The sequence below is a fragment of the Roseovarius atlanticus genome (genome assembly GCF_001441615.1).
Classification (GTDB): Bacteria; Pseudomonadota; Alphaproteobacteria; order Rhodobacterales; family Rhodobacteraceae; genus Roseovarius; species Roseovarius atlanticus.
In genome coordinates, this window is the sequence record NZ_LAXJ01000007.1 from 113,953 (window position 1) to 129,636 (window position 15,684).

A 15,684-nucleotide genomic window follows, 5' to 3' on the forward strand; every position below is an offset into this window, starting at 1 on the left:
CAAAGCCAATGCCGGAGCGTCCCATGAGCGCAACAGCCCGCAAGTCAGCCCCGCTGCCCGACGACATCCGCGCCATGAAAGGCGGCACGCCGATCGTGTCGCTGACAGCCTACACAACGCCGATGGCCCAGCTGATGGATACCCATTGCGATTTCGTGCTGGTGGGCGACAGCGTCGGCATGGTCCTGCACGGCATGAACAACACTCTGGGCGTGACCATGGAGATGATGATCATGCACAGTCGGGCAGTGGCTCGCGGCCTCACCTCCGCGATGCTGGTCGTCGACATGCCCTTCGGCTCTTACGAGGAAAGCCCGGCACAGGCCTTTCGCAACGCCTCGCGCATGATGGCTGAAACAGGCTGCGCCGCGGTCAAGCTCGAGGGCGGCGTGCACATGGCCGAGACCATCGCCTTTCTCGTGGCGCGCGGCGTGCCGGTCATGGCGCATATCGGACTGACGCCGCAATCGGTCAACACGCTGGGCGGCTACAAGGTTCAGGGCCGTGACGCCAGCGCGGGCCAGGTCCTACGCGACGCCCGCGCAGTGGCGGATGCCGGCGCTTTCTCGGTGGTTCTTGAAAAGCTTCCCGCGACCCTTTCGGACGAGATCACCGAGGAAATACCGATCCCGACCATCGGCATCGGCGCCTCGGCAGGCTGCGACGGCCAGATCCTGGTGCATTACGACATGCTGGGCCTTTTCACCGCCTTCAAACCGAAATTCGTCAAGCGCTACGCCCATCTGGGCGAAGACGCGGAAAAGGCCATCGCCACCTATGCCGAAGAGGTCCGCGCCCGCGCCTTTCCGGCCGAAGAGCATGTCTTCGCCGACAAGGCGCCGGCAAAATGACCGCGCCGATCCTGCGGCATCTGGACGAGCTTCGCGCCATGACCGCGCCATGGCTGCGGGCCGGGGCGCGTATCGGCGTGGTGCCCACCATGGGTGCGCTGCATGACGGTCACCTGTCGCTGGTGGCCGCCGCGAAAAAGACCTGCGATCACGTTATCCTGACGATCTTCGTGAACCCCAAGCAGTTCAACAACCCCGAGGATCTGGCCAACTACCCCCGCACCGAAACGGACGACGCAAGAAAGGTTGCCCGCTTCGATATCGACGCGCTCTGGGTGCCGGACGGCGATCAGGTCTATCCGGACGGTTTCGCCACCACCGTGTCGGTCTCGGGCCTGACCGACGTGATGGACGGTGCCCACCGTCCGGGCCATTTCGACGGGGTCGCCACCGTGGTGACCAAGCTTTTCACCCAGACCTCTGCCACCGACGCATTCTTCGGCGAAAAAGACTTTCAGCAGCTTCTCGTGGTGCGTCGCCTCGCCGCCGACCTGGATCTTGGCGTCACCGTGCATGGCTGCCCCACGATCCGCGACATCGACGGGCTGGCGCTCAGCTCGCGCAACCTGCTGCTGTCCGACAGGGCCCGCACCACGGCGCCCCGCCTGCACGAGGAAATGGAAGAAATCGCCGCCGGCCTCTCCCGCGGCGAGGCGTTCGCCCCGCTGCGCGAGGCCGCAACAACCCGCCTGCTCAAGGCCGGCTTCACCAAGGTGGATTATCTCGACTTGCGCGCCCAGTCCGACCTGCGCAGCGTCTCGGACACCGCCCAGCCCGCGCGGCTGTTCGCGGCGGCGCATCTGGCGGGCGTCCGGCTGATCGACAATATCGCGGTCTGAAGTCCCGCGCCGCCTTTACGCGGCAGGCGGCAACCCTTGTCAGTACTCGTTGGGATTGCCTTCCAGAATCGTGCCCGTACCGTCCGCCGTGTCACCGTTCATCCAGCTGACATTCTCTCCGTCCAGCGCCACGCCCCAGCAATTCTCGCCTTCGCCGTAGTCAAAGCACATCTGGTCGTCCGACACGTTCCATTTCCCGGTGTAATCGGCCCCGCGGATCGTGCCGTCGGTGTCATAGAACTCGGTATAAGCCGTCCCGTCTGACATGTCACCCTGAACGGTGTTGCCGGAAATCGCCGCCGTGATCTCGTCATCCGTTGCAAGCTCGCCTGCCGCCAGCGGCCCGGCTGCAAGTGCCGCCACCGCGGCCAATACGAAATGTCTCATGAGTGTCCTCCTGTTGGATCATCTCCTCGAACTGCGTCGAACCGGCGGGAAATCAAGTGACCTCTATTGGCAATGCTCGCGCGGCGTGGGTTTTCACCCACCCTACGCTTTCAACAACCCATGCAGCGCCAGCGCCATCACCTGCGCGCTTTCCACCATGTCGCCGATGCCGACATATTCATCCGGCTTGTGCGCCAGGTCCAGGATCCCCGGCCCATAGGCGATGCAGTTCTTCAGCCGCCCGATCCGGTCGATATGCTTCTGGTCATAGGTGCCGGGGCTGACCACGTACTCTGCCGCGCGTCCGAACACCGTTTCGACCGCGCCCGCCACAGCGCCCACCACCGGCGCGTCGCGCTCTGTCATCGTGGGCTCGACGCTATGGATCCCCTTGATCGTATAGTCGAACCCGGCCCGGCCCGCGCGCACCCGCTCCAGCACGTCGCGCACCTCCTGCTCGACCTCGCCGATATCCTCTTCGATCAGGAACCGCCGGTCGATCACCATCCGGCACCGGTCGGGCACGCAGGGGCTGGGCAGGCCGGTATACTCCATGTCCTGCTCTGGCTCGCCGCCATGAATCGAATTGATGTTCAGCGTCGACTGCTTGGCCCCGTCCGGCACCACCGGCATGTCCGTGCGCTTTTGCGCCAGCGCCGGGAACAGGCTTTTTTCCATCTCGGCCACGACCGCCCCCATGTGCCGCACCGCGCAATCGCCAAGAAACGGCATCGAGCCATGGGCGATCTCGCCCAGCGTCTCGATCTCGGCCCACCACACGCCGCGATGCCCCAGGCAAATGCGATCCTTGTTCAGCGGCTCGGGGATGATCACGTGCTGCACCCGGTCGGGGCTGAAATATCCCTTCTCGGCCAGATAGGCGACACCGCCGAACCCGCCCGATTCCTCGTCCGCCGTGCCGCTGATCTCGATGGCACCGGCATAGTCGGGACAGACCGCGATAAAGGCCTCGGCGGCCACGATACTGGCCGCCAACCCGCCTTTCATGTCGCAGGCGCCCCGGCCATAGACGCGGCCGTCCTTCACCTCTCCACCGAACGGATCGACCGTCCAGCCGTGGCCCACCTCGACCACGTCGATATGGCTGTTAAAGTGCACGCATTGCCCCGGGCCGCTGCCCTCGCGCCGCGCCACGATGTTCCAGCGCGGGTGCCGATCACTGTCACCCACCGCGCCCTCGGCTCTGATCAGTTCGGTGTGAAAGCCGGATTTCAGCAACCGCCGGTCCAGCAGGTCGCAGATCTCGCGATACAGCTTACCGGGCGGGTTCAGCGTCGGGATGCGGATCAACGCCTGCGTCAGCGCCACCAGGTCCTCGCGCCGCGCCGTCACCTCGGCCAGCAATCGTGCCGTCAGGTCCGCGCTCATGCCCCGCCCCCGCGGCGCCGGGTCTCGGCGTCGATCCTGCACGCGTCAAGACTCAGCCGGCGCGAACAGCGGCGCAGGCCTCTGACACGCAATGCCATCGATTGTTCTCGCATCTTCTTCGCTTGCTCTCTCAAAACGCGTCCCGCGTCACCACAGCCTAGCAGCGCCGACACGAATTGAAAGCGCTCAGCCAGCAGCAAGCAACCGCCGCACGATTGCGGGCAGATCGTCGAAGGCCTCGAACCGCGCGTCATGGGGCAACTCTTCCACAGGCGTCTGGCGATACCCTTCGGTGTAAAGCGCAAAGGGCACCTCGGCCCGCGCGGCGGTTTCAGCGTCGACTTCGCTGTCGCCTACATATGCAGCTCCAACCGCCCCGAGGCACGCGATGATCTCGCGCAGCGGCGCAGGATCGGGTTTGCGTACCGCAAAGGTATCGCCCCCGACCACGACGTCAAAATACCGGTCCAGCCCCAGATGCGCCAGAACCGCAGCGGTCGCCCCTTCCGGCTTGTTGGTGCAAACGGCCAGGTCCAGCCCCTCGGCAACCAGCGCATCAAGGCACGCCGCGACGCCCGGGTACGGCCGTGTCTGGTGAACCGCGCCTTCGTAAAGCTCCAGGAACTCCTCCAGAACCTGCGCCTGCAATGCCGCATCCTCGGACAACCCGCGCGCCGACAGGCATCGCTCCACGAAAACCGCCGCGCCGTGACCCACGAAACCGCGCGCCTCGGCCAGCGTGAAGGGCGCGATATCGCGACGCTCCAGCACCGTGTTGGCGGCAGCATGAATGTCCGGCGCGCTGTCGATCAGCGTCCCGTCCAGATCGAAGACAACCGCGCGCCTCATGCCCGTTCACCTTGCAACATCCTCAGCCCTCCACCAGCGTCATGTCCCCAAACCCGACACCGGGAACCCCCGGCCGCATCCGGATCAGGCGCGAGTCCGCGACCGCCGCCTGCCGATGCCGCACGGCCTTGCGGTATTCGGGATCGCGCAACATCCCCACAAACGCCGCAACGCTGGGATACTCGGCGATGAACGCGATGTCCCAGGCCTCGTCCGCCGGGCCGATCAGCATCAGTTCAGGCTGACCTGCCCAGACTATGCGCCCGCCCAGGTCGCGCAGCACCGGCGTACTGTCCCGCCCATAGGCCGCATAGGCCTCGGCCCCAGTCGCCTGCGTGCCGTCCTCATAGGCAGCGACTGGCCGCAACCGTATCAGGTTCAGCATGTGCACCGGTCCCGGCCGGTCCATCTCGCGAAACAGGGCGAACCGCTCTTTCGTCGGGTCGATATGTCCTGGCATGACTACCCTCCTGTGCTGCCGCCACCCTGCCCGGCGTCAGCGGGAAAGGAAAGCACGGTTGAACCCCTGCGCCGTTTGAACCGACGCATATCCATCAACCTTCACAGGAGCCATTCCCATGAAACGCCTTTTCGCCCTGACATTCCTTGCGATCTCCACCGCCATCCCCGCCGCTTTCGCCGAAGAGGGCACCATCGTTCTGCGCGACCTGACCGCTGACATCGTACCCACTGTCGCCCGTTCCGGCGCCGACCGAGACTTCGACGGCAACGGCCCAATCATGACCCTGGGCACAGAACTGACCATTGGCCGGAACGGACGCGCCGTCTTCGCATCGGTTATCTTCTCGGCCCGCGAGGACGGGGGCGACGGCACCGCCACCTCGATCCGCACCGCGCCAACCGAGGTCTGGCGGTGGCAACCATCTGACGGGGCTCGTTTCGTCAGCCGCATCATCACCGACCCCGTGGTCACCACGCGCCTGCGGTCCGTACCCGGCTGTGCGCCCATCGGCTGTGCCACCATCGGCCCGGCCGAGGATGGCGGCCTGATCCTGACCCAGCGCGACCTGCCGGGGTATCTGAATGCCGTCACCTATCTCAGCGACACCACGGGCGACGACATCTCGACCGACCAGAACCCCCATGGCGACACGTCGATCCGCAACATCAGCTTCGACCCGATCGTGGTGGAATTTTCCAGCCAGCTCGGCGGCTGAGCAAAGCGCCCGGCCAACGCTCGCCCGCCTCCCATTCCACAGAGGGCCGGGCGGGCGCAGCCGATTCATCCCTTCAGAATCTCTTCGACCCAAAGCGGCACCACCTCGCTGGCCGGTCCACGGCGATGCTCTGCAAAGTCGCGCGACGCGGTGGACACCTCCAGGTTCAGTTCCACCGTATGCGCGCCCATCCGCCGTGCGTGCTGACCATAGGCCGCCGCCGGATAGACGTTCCCCGAAGTGCCGATCGCGGCAAAGATATCCGCCTCAACCAAAGCCGGGTCGATCCGGTCCATGCCATAGGGGATCTCGCCGAACCATACGACATCGGGCCGTGTCTGGCATCGCCCGCAGTCGGGGCAGGCATCCTCGATCCGCATCTCGTCCGGCGCGGGCCAGCGGTGGCCACAGGCGTGGCAAAGTGCGCGATCCAATTGGCCGTGCATGTGCAGCACGTTGCGGCTTCCGGCGGCTTCGTGCAGGCCATCAACGTTCTGCGTGATCACCAGCACCTCGCCCTCGTGTTCGGCCTCCAGCCGCGCCAGCGCCACATGCGCGGGGTTGGGGCGCGCCTCTGCCGCCTGCGCCCGGCGCGCATTGTAGAACGCCTGAACCAGAGCGGGGTTGCGGGCAAACCCTTCTGGCGTCGCCACGTCCTCGATCCGGTGCTGCGCCCACAGGCCGTCCTCGTCGCGGAACGTTCCCAGGCCGCTTTCAGCGGATATCCCGGCCCCGGTCAGGATCACGATCTTCGTCATGGCCTTTCTGTCACCTCCGCGCCGGATGCCTTAGTTCTGCTCATATTAGCCCTTACCAACTTCATTGAAACCGTTCAGCCCCCGACGACGACTGCCAGATAGCGGCACAAGGAAAAAGACTGTGTTCCAGGATACCAACCCCGTTTTCGAATTCCGCGGACCCTTCGGCATTCCGGTACAGATCGGCGGCTCGATTTTCCTGCTGTTGGCCTTCTTCGCCTATACGGGCAGCGGTGACATCGCATGGACAGCTGCCTTCGTCGTCATGCTGATGGCCTCGATCATTTTGCACGAGATGGGCCACGCCTGGGCCTGCCTGGTTCAAGGCGTGCCGGTCCGCCGGGTCATGCTCTATGGCGGCGGCGGGTTCTGCGAACGCGCCCGCTCGGCGACTGCGCCTCAGCAGGAAGTGATCGTGGCGATGGGACCGATCGTGAACCTGGTGCTCTGGGCGTTGGCGTCGCTGGCGTCGGACGCACTGTGGACCAATGTCTTTGCGAATGCATCCGCCTACACCGACCCGACGCTCATACTGTCCTCGCCGCAGGCCCGGCTTGCCGAATATCTCGGTCTTTTCGCCAGTATCAACGGCTTTCTGGCCATTTTCAATCTTTTGCCGGTGCAGCCCCTGGACGGCGGCAAGCTCTTGCACCTCTTGATGCTGCGGCTGGCCCCGCAACATCTGGCGATGACAATCACGGGCGGCATCGGCCTGGTGCTGTCGATCCTGTGGATTCCCGGAATGCTGATCGCGTTCGGCATGGGATGGTGGCTGTTGTTCTTCATCCCCTCGATCCCCCTGCATTACGCCATGCTGCGCGGCCGCTTGGCCTGATCCGAAAATTCATACGAATTTTCGCGCCCAAGATTATTCGTACGAATAATCTCTGACCCCGGTCGCAGTTTCGCCTTTCCCGAAAACGCCCTTCCGGCCTTGGAAAAACAGGGGCCTGCAACGGTCGCGCCCCTTGCCTGATCGCCACAATCGGCGCAATCGGGATAGGGACAGGAGACGTGCCATGACCTTCACCCATCTCAAGACCGCCCCCGGCCAGCCCCCCCAGACCGCCGCAGATATCGCCGACACCGTTCAGGTCATGCTCGGCCGGCTTCGGACCGGCGGCGCCCAGACCGCCCTGGAATATGCCCGCCAGCTTGACGGCTGGACCGGCGAGATCGCCGTGCCCGGCGCCACCATCGAGGCCGCCATCGCCCGCGTCCCGCAAGACCTGCGTGATCATATCCGCTGGGCGCATGACAACATCTCGCGCTTTGCCGCCGCACAGCGCGCCACCGCGCAGGACATGCAGATCGAGCTGCGCCCCGGCCTGATCGCCGGCCAGCGCCAGATCCCCGTGCAGGCCGCCGGCTGCTATGTCCCCGGCGGGCGTTACACCCATATCGCCTCGGCGCTGATGTCCATATCCACCGCGCGCGAGGCCGGCGTGCCCGACATCACCGCCTGCTCGCCGCCGAATGGCGCCGCCGGCATTCCCGATGCGATGCTCTATGCCATGCACCTCGCCGGCGCCACGCGCATCCTGTGCATCGGCGGGGTACAGGGCATCGCCGCCATGGCCTTTGGCATGTTCGGGGCGCCCGCCGCGGACATCCTCGTCGGCCCCGGCAACGCCTATGTGGCCGAGGCCAAGCGCCAGTTGTTCGGCCCCATCGGCATCGACATGTTCGCCGGTCCGACCGACAGCCTTATCCTAGCCGACCACACCGCCGATGCGGAGGTCGTCGCCGTCGATCTGGTCAGCCAGGCCGAGCATGGCGCGAACAGCCCCGTCTGGCTGGCCACCACCGACCGCACGCTGGCGGATACGGTCATGTCCCGCGTGCCGGAACTGATCGAGACGCTTCCAGGACCGAACCGCGCCGCCGCCACCCGCGCCTGGGCCGACCTCGCCGAAATCGTGCTGTGCGACACGCCCGAGGACATGGCGCACTATGCCGATGCCAAGGCGCCCGAACACCTCCAGGTCATGGCCCAAAACCTCGACTGGTGGCGCGAGCGGCTCACCGCCTACGGCTCGCTTTTCCTGGGCGAGAACACCACCGTCAGCTTCGGCGACAAGGCATCGGGCCCCAATCACGTGCTGCCCACGTCCGGTGCGGCCCGCTATACCGGCGGTCTCAGCGTGCACAAGTTCCTCAAGACCGTGACCTGGCAGACCGTGTCGGACGACGCGGTCGCCGATCTCGCCCGCGCCACCGCCGCCATCAGCCGCGCCGAACGGATGGAAGGCCACGCGCTGGCCGCCGACATCCGGCTGGACAAACTGGCGCGACCTGCCAAACTCACCGCAAATTCCAAAGGATAAGACCCAGATGAACCTCGCCAAGTTTCCCCGCGTGCGCCTTGCGCATCTCGCCACTCCGCTCGAACCCATGCCGCGCCTTTCCGAGGCGCTCGGCGGGCCCGAGATCTGGATCAAGCGGGACGACTGCACCGGGCTCTCGACGGGGGGGAACAAGACGCGCAAGCTGGAATTCCTGATGGCCGAGGCGCAGGAGCAGGGCGCCGAGATGGTCATGACGCAAGGTGCCACGCAGTCGAACCACGCCCGCCAGACCGCGGCCGCGGCGGCCAAGCTGGGCCTTGCCTGTCACATCCTGCTCGAGGACCGGACCGGCTACAATTACGACAACTACAAATATAACGGCAACGTTCTCCTGGATCACCTGCACGGTGCAACGATGGAACATCGCGGCCCCGACCTCGACATGAACGCCGAGATGGAAGCGGTGGCCGATAAATTTCGCGAAGAGGGCAAGAAGGTCTACACCATCCCCGGCGGCGGCTCCAATGCCACCGGCGCGCTTGGATACGTCAACTGCGCCTTCGAAATGCTGCACCAGTTCGTAACGATGGGTCTCAACGTCGATCATATCGTCCACGCCACCGGCTCGGCCGGCACACAGGCGGGCCTGATTACGGGCCTCAAGGCGATGAACGCTCAGATCCCGCTTCTGGGCATCGGCGTCCGCGCGCCTAAACCCAAGCAAGAGGAAAACGTCTACAACCTCGCCGTCAAGACCGCCGAAAAGCTGGGCTGCCCCGGCGTGGTCGCGCGCGAGGACGTGGTCGCCAACACCGATTACGTCGGTCCCGGCTACGGCATCCCCGCCGAGGACACGCTGGAAGCTATCGACCTCTTCGCGAAAACCGAGGCGATCCTGCTCGACCCTGTCTATTCGGCCAAGGGCGCCGCCGGCCTCATCGACCTCTGCCGCAAGGGCCACTTCAAGAAAGGCGAGCGCATCGTCTTCCTGCATACCGGCGGAGCCATCGGCTTGACCGGCTACAGCCATTGCTTCGACGTGCCGAAGTAAGGCCGCGATGAAACCGGTCGGAATCCTGGGCGGGATGGGGCCAGAGGCCACCATCCTGCTCATGCAAAAGGTGCTTGCCGCCGTCCCGGCGCAGGACGATGCCGACCATATCCCCCTGATCGTGCACCAGAACTCGCAGGTGCCGTCTCGGATCAAGGCATTGATCGAGGGCGGCGGCGCCGATCCCATGCCGGTTCTGATCTCCATGGCGCAGGATCTTGAACGCGCCGGCGCTCAGGCGCTCGCGATGCCCTGCAACACCGCGCATCACTACGCCGTCGCGGTGACCCACGCCACCAGCCTGCCGTTTCTGAACATGATCGACTTGACCGCCGGGCATCTCTCCACCGAGGGGGCGCGCACGGTCGGAATGCTCGCCTCCCCGGCCACGCGCAAGGCCGGCGTGTTCGAGGCTGCATTCGCGGCGCGGGATCTCACCCCTTTGTGGGCCGAAGACGAGGATGCGCTCTTGTCCATCATCCGAGCGGTCAAGGCAGGCGAGGCGCTCGACACCCTGTCGCCGCGTCTGGGGCATATCGCGGCCGAGATGACTGCGGGCGGCGCAGATCACCTGCTGATCGCCTGCACCGAGCTTTCGCTGATGGCCCACGCGCTGCCCCCCGGCACACCGCAAACCGACAGCCTCGACTGCCTCGTTCAGGCGATCGTAGGTTTTTCGAAGGCCTGACGACCTCACGCGCGCGCCGCCCGACGCGATGGTTACTATCAGATCCCTTGCGAAATTTGTATATACAATGTATCCCTCCGCTCGACACATGTTCGTCTAACACTCACGGAGCATCAAAATGACCGACCTCACCCGCGTCACCGGCATCGGACCCGGCCTGGCCGCACAGCTTACCGCCGCCGGTATTTCCGACGCCGAGGCACTGGCACAGGCAAAACCGGACGACATCCTGTCCGTTCGCGGCATCGGCGCAGGTACCGCGCCCGTCCTGATCGCACGCGCCAAACATCTCACATCGCCCACGCCTGCGCCGACCTCTCCGGCCGCGCCTGCCAGCGCGGAAAAACCCTCCAAAGGTACGAAACGATCGAAGACATCCACGACGGAAATAACCGGCAAGAAAGACGCACGGAAGAAAGACAAAAAGCCAAAGGCCGCGCCGTCCAAGGCGGACATGAAAAAGGCGGAGAAGGCCGCCGAAGAGATCGAGGCGAAAGCAAAGAAAAAGGCCAAGAAGGCCGAAAAGAAAGCGGCCAAGGCCGAAGAAAAAGCCAAGAAGAAATCCGGCAAGACCAAGGCCAAGGCAAAAAAGCGCGCCAGCAAGCTGAAAGCCAAGGCTAAGTCGATCAAGACCAAGGCCGTCAAGAAGGCCGAGAAGATCAAGAAAAAAGCTTTGAAAGCCACCAATTGACCCGGCGCCGCGCCTCAGATTATTCGTACGAATAATCCGAGGCTGAAAATTCGTACGAATTTTCATGCCCGGTCTTCTATGCTGGACGCCTTGAGCGAGCAGCAGGCGGCGAAAGGTCCGGCCCCTCAGCGGTTGCGATAGACGAACACCAGCGTCTCGGGCTGTCCGCTCGGGGGGCGGGGGAAAGGGGCGGCGCTGCGCACCTGCGCCTGGGCGGCGTCGCGGATCCCCGACGCGCCGGAACTGTCCAGAATGCGTATCCAGCCCAGCGATCCATCCGTGTTGATCTGGAAATAGACCCGCGCCATCCCCTTTGCCTGGTTGTCGACCCGAGGGCCGCGGTTCAGTTGCATCAGAACCCGCCCGGCATAGTTCGTCGTGCCCGCGTTGCCCTGCCCGCCCGAGCCGCCGAAATCGCCCGGATTGGCGTTGCCGATGCGCCCCAGCGCGGTCAAATCGGTGCCGTCGCGCTTATAGGCGGTCAGCGGCGACTCGTAGGTCGGTGCGCGGCTGGCCTGTGCCGGCGGCTGATCCGGCACGCCAAGCTCTTCGGCGGTGGGCCGGGTCGCCGGCGGGCGCAGCGACCGGGTGACAGCCGAGGCCGCCAGGTCCGGTTCCTCCGCCGCAATCACGTTGTCGGGTGCCTCTGGCGTGGGAGCCAGTGCCGCCTCGTCGGTCTCTGGCGTGACCGTCTCGGGGTCTTGCGGCGTCTCGGTCTCGGCAGTCTCTGTCGCAGGCTCGGGCGCGGCATCCGGGGCACCGTCCGGCGGCTGCGGCGTAGCCTCGGGCGCGTCGGGCGCGATCATGGCGATATCCGACGTGCTGCTGTCCTCGCCGCGTTCCTCTGCCGCGTCCTCGGCCGCAGGGCCCGCGCCTTCGTCGGGACTTGACGTGTCGGCCGCGGGGCCGTCGGGGGCGGTCACGTTCTCGGGGGTGTCCGACGCCACCAGCGCCTCGGAGGTCGGCATGTCATCGGCCTGGATCGTGTCCGGCGGCTCGGGCGCCTGGGCCGGCTCCGGCGCGGGCGGCTCGGGCAGCGTTTCGGCCAGATCCTCGAAACTCGGCCCTGTCTCGGGCAGCGGCGGCGCCTCCTGCGGGACTTGGGGCGCCTCGGAAGTGTCCAGAACCTGCCGCCAGCCAAAGCCCGCAATATGCAGGAAGAGCGATACAAGGATCGCCACCACGGCCACGGGAAGGGAACGTCGTATCATGCGAAAGCTCGGCTGATCATCGCGCGCAGCGCCGGGCAAAGCGACGCGCGGCCCAACCGGACTTAACGATAGGGCAAGCTAGGCGTTTCAACGACAGGAACAAGTGTTACGGCTCCTCAATGCATCGGGGCCCGCCCCGCACTGGCCGCAGGTTACGCCAAGCGGTCGCTCTGCGAAACAGTGCCCTACGCTATCGTGAACCCTTCCGGATCGACCCGGCGCCATCACGCCTCAGACGCGGCTTCTCTCCAGTTCGTTGCGCAGCTCCTCGGCCTCGTGCCGTGCCTCGCGCAAACCGTCCATGGTCGCCGACAATTCCGCTTCGGTCTGGCTCAGCTGGTTGGTCAGCTCCGCCTCGCGCTGTTGCAGATAGGTGATCGCCTGATCGCGGGTTTCCTCGGCCTCGTGCAACTCCTGCGCCATGCGTTCCAGCTCGCCCACATCCGACCCCGAGACCCGGATGAACCGGTGGACCAGCCAATTGGCGAACCACCCCATGCAGAACGCCACGAACAGGACTATCGCCGTGGCTATGATAAATTCAGTTCTGTTCATCCGTCCCAGATTCCTGCTCGGCGTCCCCATCCGCCGCATCGGTCTCGTTTAGCCCTTCTTCTTCCAGCGCTTCAAGCGTTGTTTGCTCTTCCTCGATCGGTTCCGGACGGATGACACGGAATTCGATCCTCCGGTTGGCCTCGCGGCCTTCCTCGCTGTCATTGTCGGCGATGGGGTCGCTTTCGCCATAGCCCTTGGCCCGGATGGCCGAGGTCAGCACCCGCCGGTTGCGCAATTCGTTCAGCACCGACTGCGCCCGCGCCTGGCTCAGCTGCTGGTTCATCACCTCGCGGCCCTGGCTGTCGGTATGGCCCTGGATCTCCATGCGGATCTCGCCGCAGGCTTTCAGGATCTCGGCGATCCGGTCCATGATCTCGGCGCCGTTGGCATCAACGTCGGTCTCGCCCGGCTCGAAGGTGATCTTGTTCTCGGCCTGCACGTCGGCGATCCGCGCCTCGCATTCCTCGGGCGTCGGCTTGCTCGCCACGGGGTCCAGCTCTTCGCGATAGGCCACGTCGATGTCGAACTCCGCCGCCTCGCCAAGCTTGGCGGCGAACATCGCCGATATCTCCGCGCTCGCCGCCTCCTGCCCGGTCAGCCCCGACACGGTGATGTCGTCCGGCCCCACCGTCACGGCGCCGTTGGACAGATAGGCCAGCGCCTCCAGCCCGGTCAGCACCCGCACCGTCCAGTCCGCCGGCAGGTTCTCGGCCACCCGTGCCGTGGTGCTTACAACGTCCGAGCTGAACTTGGCCTTGGCGAAACTGTCGACCATCTCCCGCGCCTGCGCGCTTTCGACCCGGCCGCGTATCTGCACCAGCCCCTCGGGCGACAGCGTGGCGACGAATTCCGGCGGCGCCTCCTCGGCGGCATCCTTGGGCTTGGGCAGCACGGCCTTCAAAGCGAAGACGTCCGGCAGGCTGGTCTCCAGCCGCCCGATCACGGTGTCATAAAGCTTTTCGTCCGTACCCTCGGCGGCCACCAGCGCGATATCGGCGTCCGAAAACGTCACGCTGCCGCCGCCCAACTCGCCCAGCGCCCCGATTGCCAGCTCGGCCGCGCGGCCCCATTGCGGCGACGGCACGCCCAGCGCCAGCGTGCACTGCGCTTTTTGCTGCAAACCGGCCTGACCGGCGGCGGCGAGGATACGGTCCTTCGCGGCTTCGGTATCGGCCGCGCAGGCGTCAAAGCTGCCCTCGCCATCCTCCAGCAGATAGCGCAAGGTGAACGGCGTGATCACCGGACGCGGCGCCGAGATGTCGAGTGACAGGCGCACACCGTCGGGCACCCGCCGCGCCAGCTGTGTTTCCAGGTTGCGCTTGTGCTCGTCGCTGTCGGCCATGGCCACCACGCTGACCCGCCGCGCCTCGACCGAGATCTTGGTGCGTGGCATCCGCTCCAGAATGCCCACGGCGTAGCCAAGCGCATCTTCCCAAGTATCCGGTCGCGGATAATCGGCGGTTTCCAGAAGGTCCGTGACTTCTTTGCCCGGCGCGTTCTCGGCCACGTCCGCGATCAGTTTGTCACGGTCGGTGGCCGCCGGGATCAACCCGATCAGCGACAGCCCGCTGTCATTGCTCAGGATCTCGACCGAGAATCGCGGCGGCGCGATGTCGGCACTGTCGGCCACCAGCATCTGGTCGATGATCCGCGCCGATTCCACAACGCTGCCCGCGATCGACAGCGCCCGGAACCGTGTGGCCTCGGACGGCGCGGTGCCCGCAAGAAACACCTGCAACCCGTCTGCGTCCACTTCCGTCCAGGTCATGCCGCGTTCGTCCAGCGTGTCCCGCACCGCATTGCGCGAGCCTTCCTCGATCACCTGGACCGAGAATCGCGCCGCGAAAAGGCACAGCACGAAGGCCAGAAAAAACGTCCCAAGAATGGCGAAAATGGAGGAAAGGCGCATGAACCCAAGGCTCGCCGTTGTTTACCACCCGGCCTATTTATGCGCCACGGCCCTCAAGTGCAATCAAACGAACAGGGCTGCGGCGAAAAACGGCAGGGGCAGCATGCCCGCATCCCGGTTCGACCTGAACAATCGCAAGAGCGTCGGATCGTCCTGCATGTCGAACTGCCTGAGCTGCCAGAACAAATGCCAGCCAAACGCCCATGGACCGATCAGTGCCACCAGAACGGCCAGCGCCGAGCCGCCCACGGCCGCGCCGATCACCGCTATGGCCATCAGGCTGACCGCCCCGATCAGAAACCTTTGCAACCAGGTGGGCGTGCGCTCCGCGAACAGCCGCGCGGTGGACTTCACCCCGATCAGCGCATCGTCCTCGGCGTCCTGCTGGGCATAAACCGTGTCATAGAAAAGCGTCCACGCAATCCCGGCCAAATACAGCACCACGGCCGGCCATTCCAGCCGCCCGCTATGCGCCGTCCACGCCAGCAGGGCCCCCCAGTTGAACGCAAGGCCCAGGAATATCTGCGGCCACCACGTGAACCGCTTGGCAAAGGGGTAGATACACACCGGCGCCAGCGAGATGATCCCGAGGATGATCGCCGCCATGTTGAACGTCAGCAGGATGCAGAACGCCACCAGCGCCTGCGCCACCAGCCAGGCCAGCGCCTGCATCACGCTGACCTGCCCTGACGGGATCGGCCGCGACGCTGTGCGCGACACCGACCCGTCAATATGCCGGTCAGTGATGTCGTTCCACGTGCACCCCGCCCCGCGCATCAGGAACGCCCCGATCCCGCAACCCGTGAAAATCCACAGGTCGTGCCACGTGGCCCGCCCGTCATGCAGCATCGACAGCAGCAGCCCCCACCAGCAGGGCAACAACAGCAGCCACGTCCCGATGGGGCGGTCCGCCCGGCTCAGCCGCAAATAGGGTCGGCTCCAGGCCGGGGCCGAGCGGTCCACCCAGTTGCCCTTGACGGCATCGGCCACCTCGCCGGTCGCATCTGGCGTCTGGTTCGGTCCGGTCATATGTTGGCCCC

The 15,684-nt window shown here is 65.4% G+C and carries 17 protein-coding genes; 8 read left to right on the top strand and 9 right to left on the bottom strand.

Annotation, left to right across the window (positions count from 1 at the left end; translation table 11 throughout):
* Nucleotides 1-23: 23 nt before the first annotated feature.
* Nucleotides 24-851, top strand: a complete 828-nt coding sequence (gene panB / locus XM53_RS07990) for a 3-methyl-2-oxobutanoate hydroxymethyltransferase (RefSeq protein ID WP_057792067.1) — start codon at nucleotides 24-26, stop codon at nucleotides 849-851.
* The gene (gene panC / locus XM53_RS07995) at nucleotides 848-1,690 is read left to right on the top strand and encodes a pantoate--beta-alanine ligase (protein WP_057792069.1); all 843 of its coding nucleotides are present in this window, start codon (nucleotides 848-850) and stop codon (nucleotides 1,688-1,690) included. The genes panB and panC overlap by 4 nt, the downstream gene beginning before the upstream one ends.
* A 39-nt stretch (nucleotides 1,691-1,729) precedes the next feature.
* On the opposite strand, the gene XM53_RS08000 is transcribed toward panC, so the two are convergent.
* The 4 genes from XM53_RS08000 to XM53_RS08015 form a co-directional block, all read right to left on the bottom strand.
* Entirely contained in the window at nucleotides 1,730-2,077 is a 348-nt protein-coding gene (locus XM53_RS08000) for a hypothetical protein (RefSeq protein ID WP_057792071.1), read from the bottom strand.
* Nucleotides 2,078-2,179: 102 nt separating this feature from the next.
* The gene (locus XM53_RS08005) at nucleotides 2,180-3,466 is read right to left on the bottom strand and encodes an acetylornithine deacetylase/succinyl-diaminopimelate desuccinylase family protein (protein ID WP_057792073.1); all 1,287 of its coding nucleotides are present in this window, start codon (nucleotides 3,464-3,466) and stop codon (nucleotides 2,180-2,182) included.
* A gap of 186 nt (nucleotides 3,467-3,652) precedes the next feature.
* Complete coding sequence (gene gph, locus XM53_RS08010) at nucleotides 3,653-4,315, bottom strand: phosphoglycolate phosphatase (protein WP_057792075.1); 663 nt, start codon at nucleotides 4,313-4,315, stop codon at nucleotides 3,653-3,655.
* A gap of 22 nt (nucleotides 4,316-4,337) precedes the next feature.
* Nucleotides 4,338-4,775 (bottom strand): DUF1330 domain-containing protein, encoded by a 438-nt coding sequence (locus tag XM53_RS08015; protein ID WP_057792078.1) that lies wholly within the window; start codon nucleotides 4,773-4,775, stop codon nucleotides 4,338-4,340.
* A 118-nt stretch (nucleotides 4,776-4,893) separates the two neighbouring features.
* Here XM53_RS08015 and XM53_RS08020 point away from each other — a divergent pair, with 118 nt between their 5' ends.
* Nucleotides 4,894-5,493: a hypothetical protein gene (locus XM53_RS08020; protein ID WP_057792080.1), complete on the top strand. Its 600-nt coding sequence runs from the start codon at nucleotides 4,894-4,896 to the stop codon at nucleotides 5,491-5,493.
* A gap of 65 nt (nucleotides 5,494-5,558) precedes the next feature.
* Here XM53_RS08020 and XM53_RS08025 read toward each other — a convergent pair whose 3' ends face one another.
* Entirely contained in the window at nucleotides 5,559-6,251 is a 693-nt protein-coding gene (locus XM53_RS08025) for an NAD-dependent deacylase (protein ID WP_057792081.1), read from the bottom strand.
* 121 nt (nucleotides 6,252-6,372) lie between these two features.
* Between XM53_RS08025 and XM53_RS08030 the strand changes: the two genes are divergently transcribed.
* The 5 genes from XM53_RS08030 to XM53_RS08050 all read left to right on the top strand — a co-directional run bounded on the left by XM53_RS08030 (nucleotide 6,373) and on the right by XM53_RS08050 (nucleotide 10,969).
* On the top strand, nucleotides 6,373-7,086 hold the full coding sequence (locus XM53_RS08030) for a site-2 protease family protein (RefSeq protein WP_057792083.1): 714 nt from the start codon (nucleotides 6,373-6,375) through the stop codon (nucleotides 7,084-7,086).
* 184 nt (nucleotides 7,087-7,270) lie between these two features.
* The gene (gene hisD, locus XM53_RS08035; protein ID WP_057792085.1) at nucleotides 7,271-8,578 is read left to right on the top strand and encodes a histidinol dehydrogenase; all 1,308 of its coding nucleotides are present in this window, start codon (nucleotides 7,271-7,273) and stop codon (nucleotides 8,576-8,578) included.
* 7 nt (nucleotides 8,579-8,585) lie between these two features.
* On the top strand, nucleotides 8,586-9,590 hold the full coding sequence (gene cuyA, locus XM53_RS08040) for a D-cysteate sulfo-lyase (RefSeq protein ID WP_057792087.1): 1,005 nt from the start codon (nucleotides 8,586-8,588) through the stop codon (nucleotides 9,588-9,590).
* A 7-nt stretch (nucleotides 9,591-9,597) separates the two neighbouring features.
* Nucleotides 9,598-10,278: a cysteate racemase gene (gene cuyB / locus XM53_RS08045; RefSeq protein WP_057792089.1), complete on the top strand. Its 681-nt coding sequence runs from the start codon at nucleotides 9,598-9,600 to the stop codon at nucleotides 10,276-10,278.
* Between the two features lie 118 nt (nucleotides 10,279-10,396).
* A complete protein-coding gene (locus XM53_RS08050) occupies nucleotides 10,397-10,969 on the top strand; it encodes a helix-hairpin-helix domain-containing protein (protein ID WP_057792091.1) in 573 nt (190 codons plus the stop codon).
* Nucleotides 10,970-11,094: 125 nt separating this feature from the next.
* Here the strand turns inward: XM53_RS08050 and XM53_RS08055 are convergent, their stop codons facing one another.
* From XM53_RS08055 to ubiA, 4 genes are all read right to left on the bottom strand, one after another.
* Complete coding sequence (locus tag XM53_RS08055; protein ID WP_144435487.1) at nucleotides 11,095-12,180, bottom strand: energy transducer TonB family protein; 1,086 nt, start codon at nucleotides 12,178-12,180, stop codon at nucleotides 11,095-11,097.
* Nucleotides 12,181-12,411: 231 nt separating this feature from the next.
* Nucleotides 12,412-12,735, bottom strand: a complete 324-nt coding sequence (locus XM53_RS08060) for a hypothetical protein (protein WP_057792095.1) — start codon at nucleotides 12,733-12,735, stop codon at nucleotides 12,412-12,414.
* Entirely contained in the window at nucleotides 12,722-14,644 is a 1,923-nt protein-coding gene (locus XM53_RS08065) for an OmpA family protein (RefSeq protein ID WP_057792097.1), read from the bottom strand. Before XM53_RS08065 ends, XM53_RS08060 begins: the two co-directional genes overlap by 14 nt.
* A gap of 63 nt (nucleotides 14,645-14,707) precedes the next feature.
* Nucleotides 14,708-15,673: a 4-hydroxybenzoate octaprenyltransferase gene (gene ubiA / locus XM53_RS08070; RefSeq protein WP_057792098.1), complete on the bottom strand. Its 966-nt coding sequence runs from the start codon at nucleotides 15,671-15,673 to the stop codon at nucleotides 14,708-14,710.
* Between the last annotated feature and the right edge of the window lie 11 nt (nucleotides 15,674-15,684).

What these genes read in the sequence shown, in the direction of transcription:
- panC (WP_057792069.1), top strand. Translation starts at nt 848, where the DNA reads ATGACCGCGCCGATCCTGCGGCATCTGGACGAGCTTCGCGCCATGACC.
- panB (WP_057792067.1), top strand. Translation starts at nt 24, where the DNA reads ATGAGCGCAACAGCCCGCAAGTCAGCCCCGCTGCCCGACGACATCCGC.
- XM53_RS08025 (WP_057792081.1), bottom strand. Translation starts at nt 6,251, where the DNA reads ATGACGAAGATCGTGATCCTGACCGGGGCCGGGATATCCGCTGAAAGC.
- XM53_RS08060 (WP_057792095.1), bottom strand. Translation starts at nt 12,735, where the DNA reads ATGAACAGAACTGAATTTATCATAGCCACGGCGATAGTCCTGTTCGTG.
- ubiA (WP_057792098.1), bottom strand. Translation starts at nt 15,673, where the DNA reads ATGACCGGACCGAACCAGACGCCAGATGCGACCGGCGAGGTGGCCGAT.
- XM53_RS08065 (WP_057792097.1), bottom strand. Translation starts at nt 14,644, where the DNA reads ATGCGCCTTTCCTCCATTTTCGCCATTCTTGGGACGTTTTTTCTGGCC.
- XM53_RS08015 (WP_057792078.1), bottom strand. Translation starts at nt 4,775, where the DNA reads ATGCCAGGACATATCGACCCGACGAAAGAGCGGTTCGCCCTGTTTCGC.
- XM53_RS08050 (WP_057792091.1), top strand. Translation starts at nt 10,397, where the DNA reads ATGACCGACCTCACCCGCGTCACCGGCATCGGACCCGGCCTGGCCGCA.
- XM53_RS08055 (WP_144435487.1), bottom strand. Translation starts at nt 12,180, where the DNA reads ATGATACGACGTTCCCTTCCCGTGGCCGTGGTGGCGATCCTTGTATCG.
- gph (WP_057792075.1), bottom strand. Translation starts at nt 4,315, where the DNA reads ATGAGGCGCGCGGTTGTCTTCGATCTGGACGGGACGCTGATCGACAGC.
- cuyB (WP_057792089.1), top strand. Translation starts at nt 9,598, where the DNA reads ATGAAACCGGTCGGAATCCTGGGCGGGATGGGGCCAGAGGCCACCATC.
- XM53_RS08000 (WP_057792071.1), bottom strand. Translation starts at nt 2,077, where the DNA reads ATGAGACATTTCGTATTGGCCGCGGTGGCGGCACTTGCAGCCGGGCCG.
- XM53_RS08020 (WP_057792080.1), top strand. Translation starts at nt 4,894, where the DNA reads ATGAAACGCCTTTTCGCCCTGACATTCCTTGCGATCTCCACCGCCATC.
- hisD (WP_057792085.1), top strand. Translation starts at nt 7,271, where the DNA reads ATGACCTTCACCCATCTCAAGACCGCCCCCGGCCAGCCCCCCCAGACC.
- cuyA (WP_057792087.1), top strand. Translation starts at nt 8,586, where the DNA reads ATGAACCTCGCCAAGTTTCCCCGCGTGCGCCTTGCGCATCTCGCCACT.
- XM53_RS08005 (WP_057792073.1), bottom strand. Translation starts at nt 3,466, where the DNA reads ATGAGCGCGGACCTGACGGCACGATTGCTGGCCGAGGTGACGGCGCGG.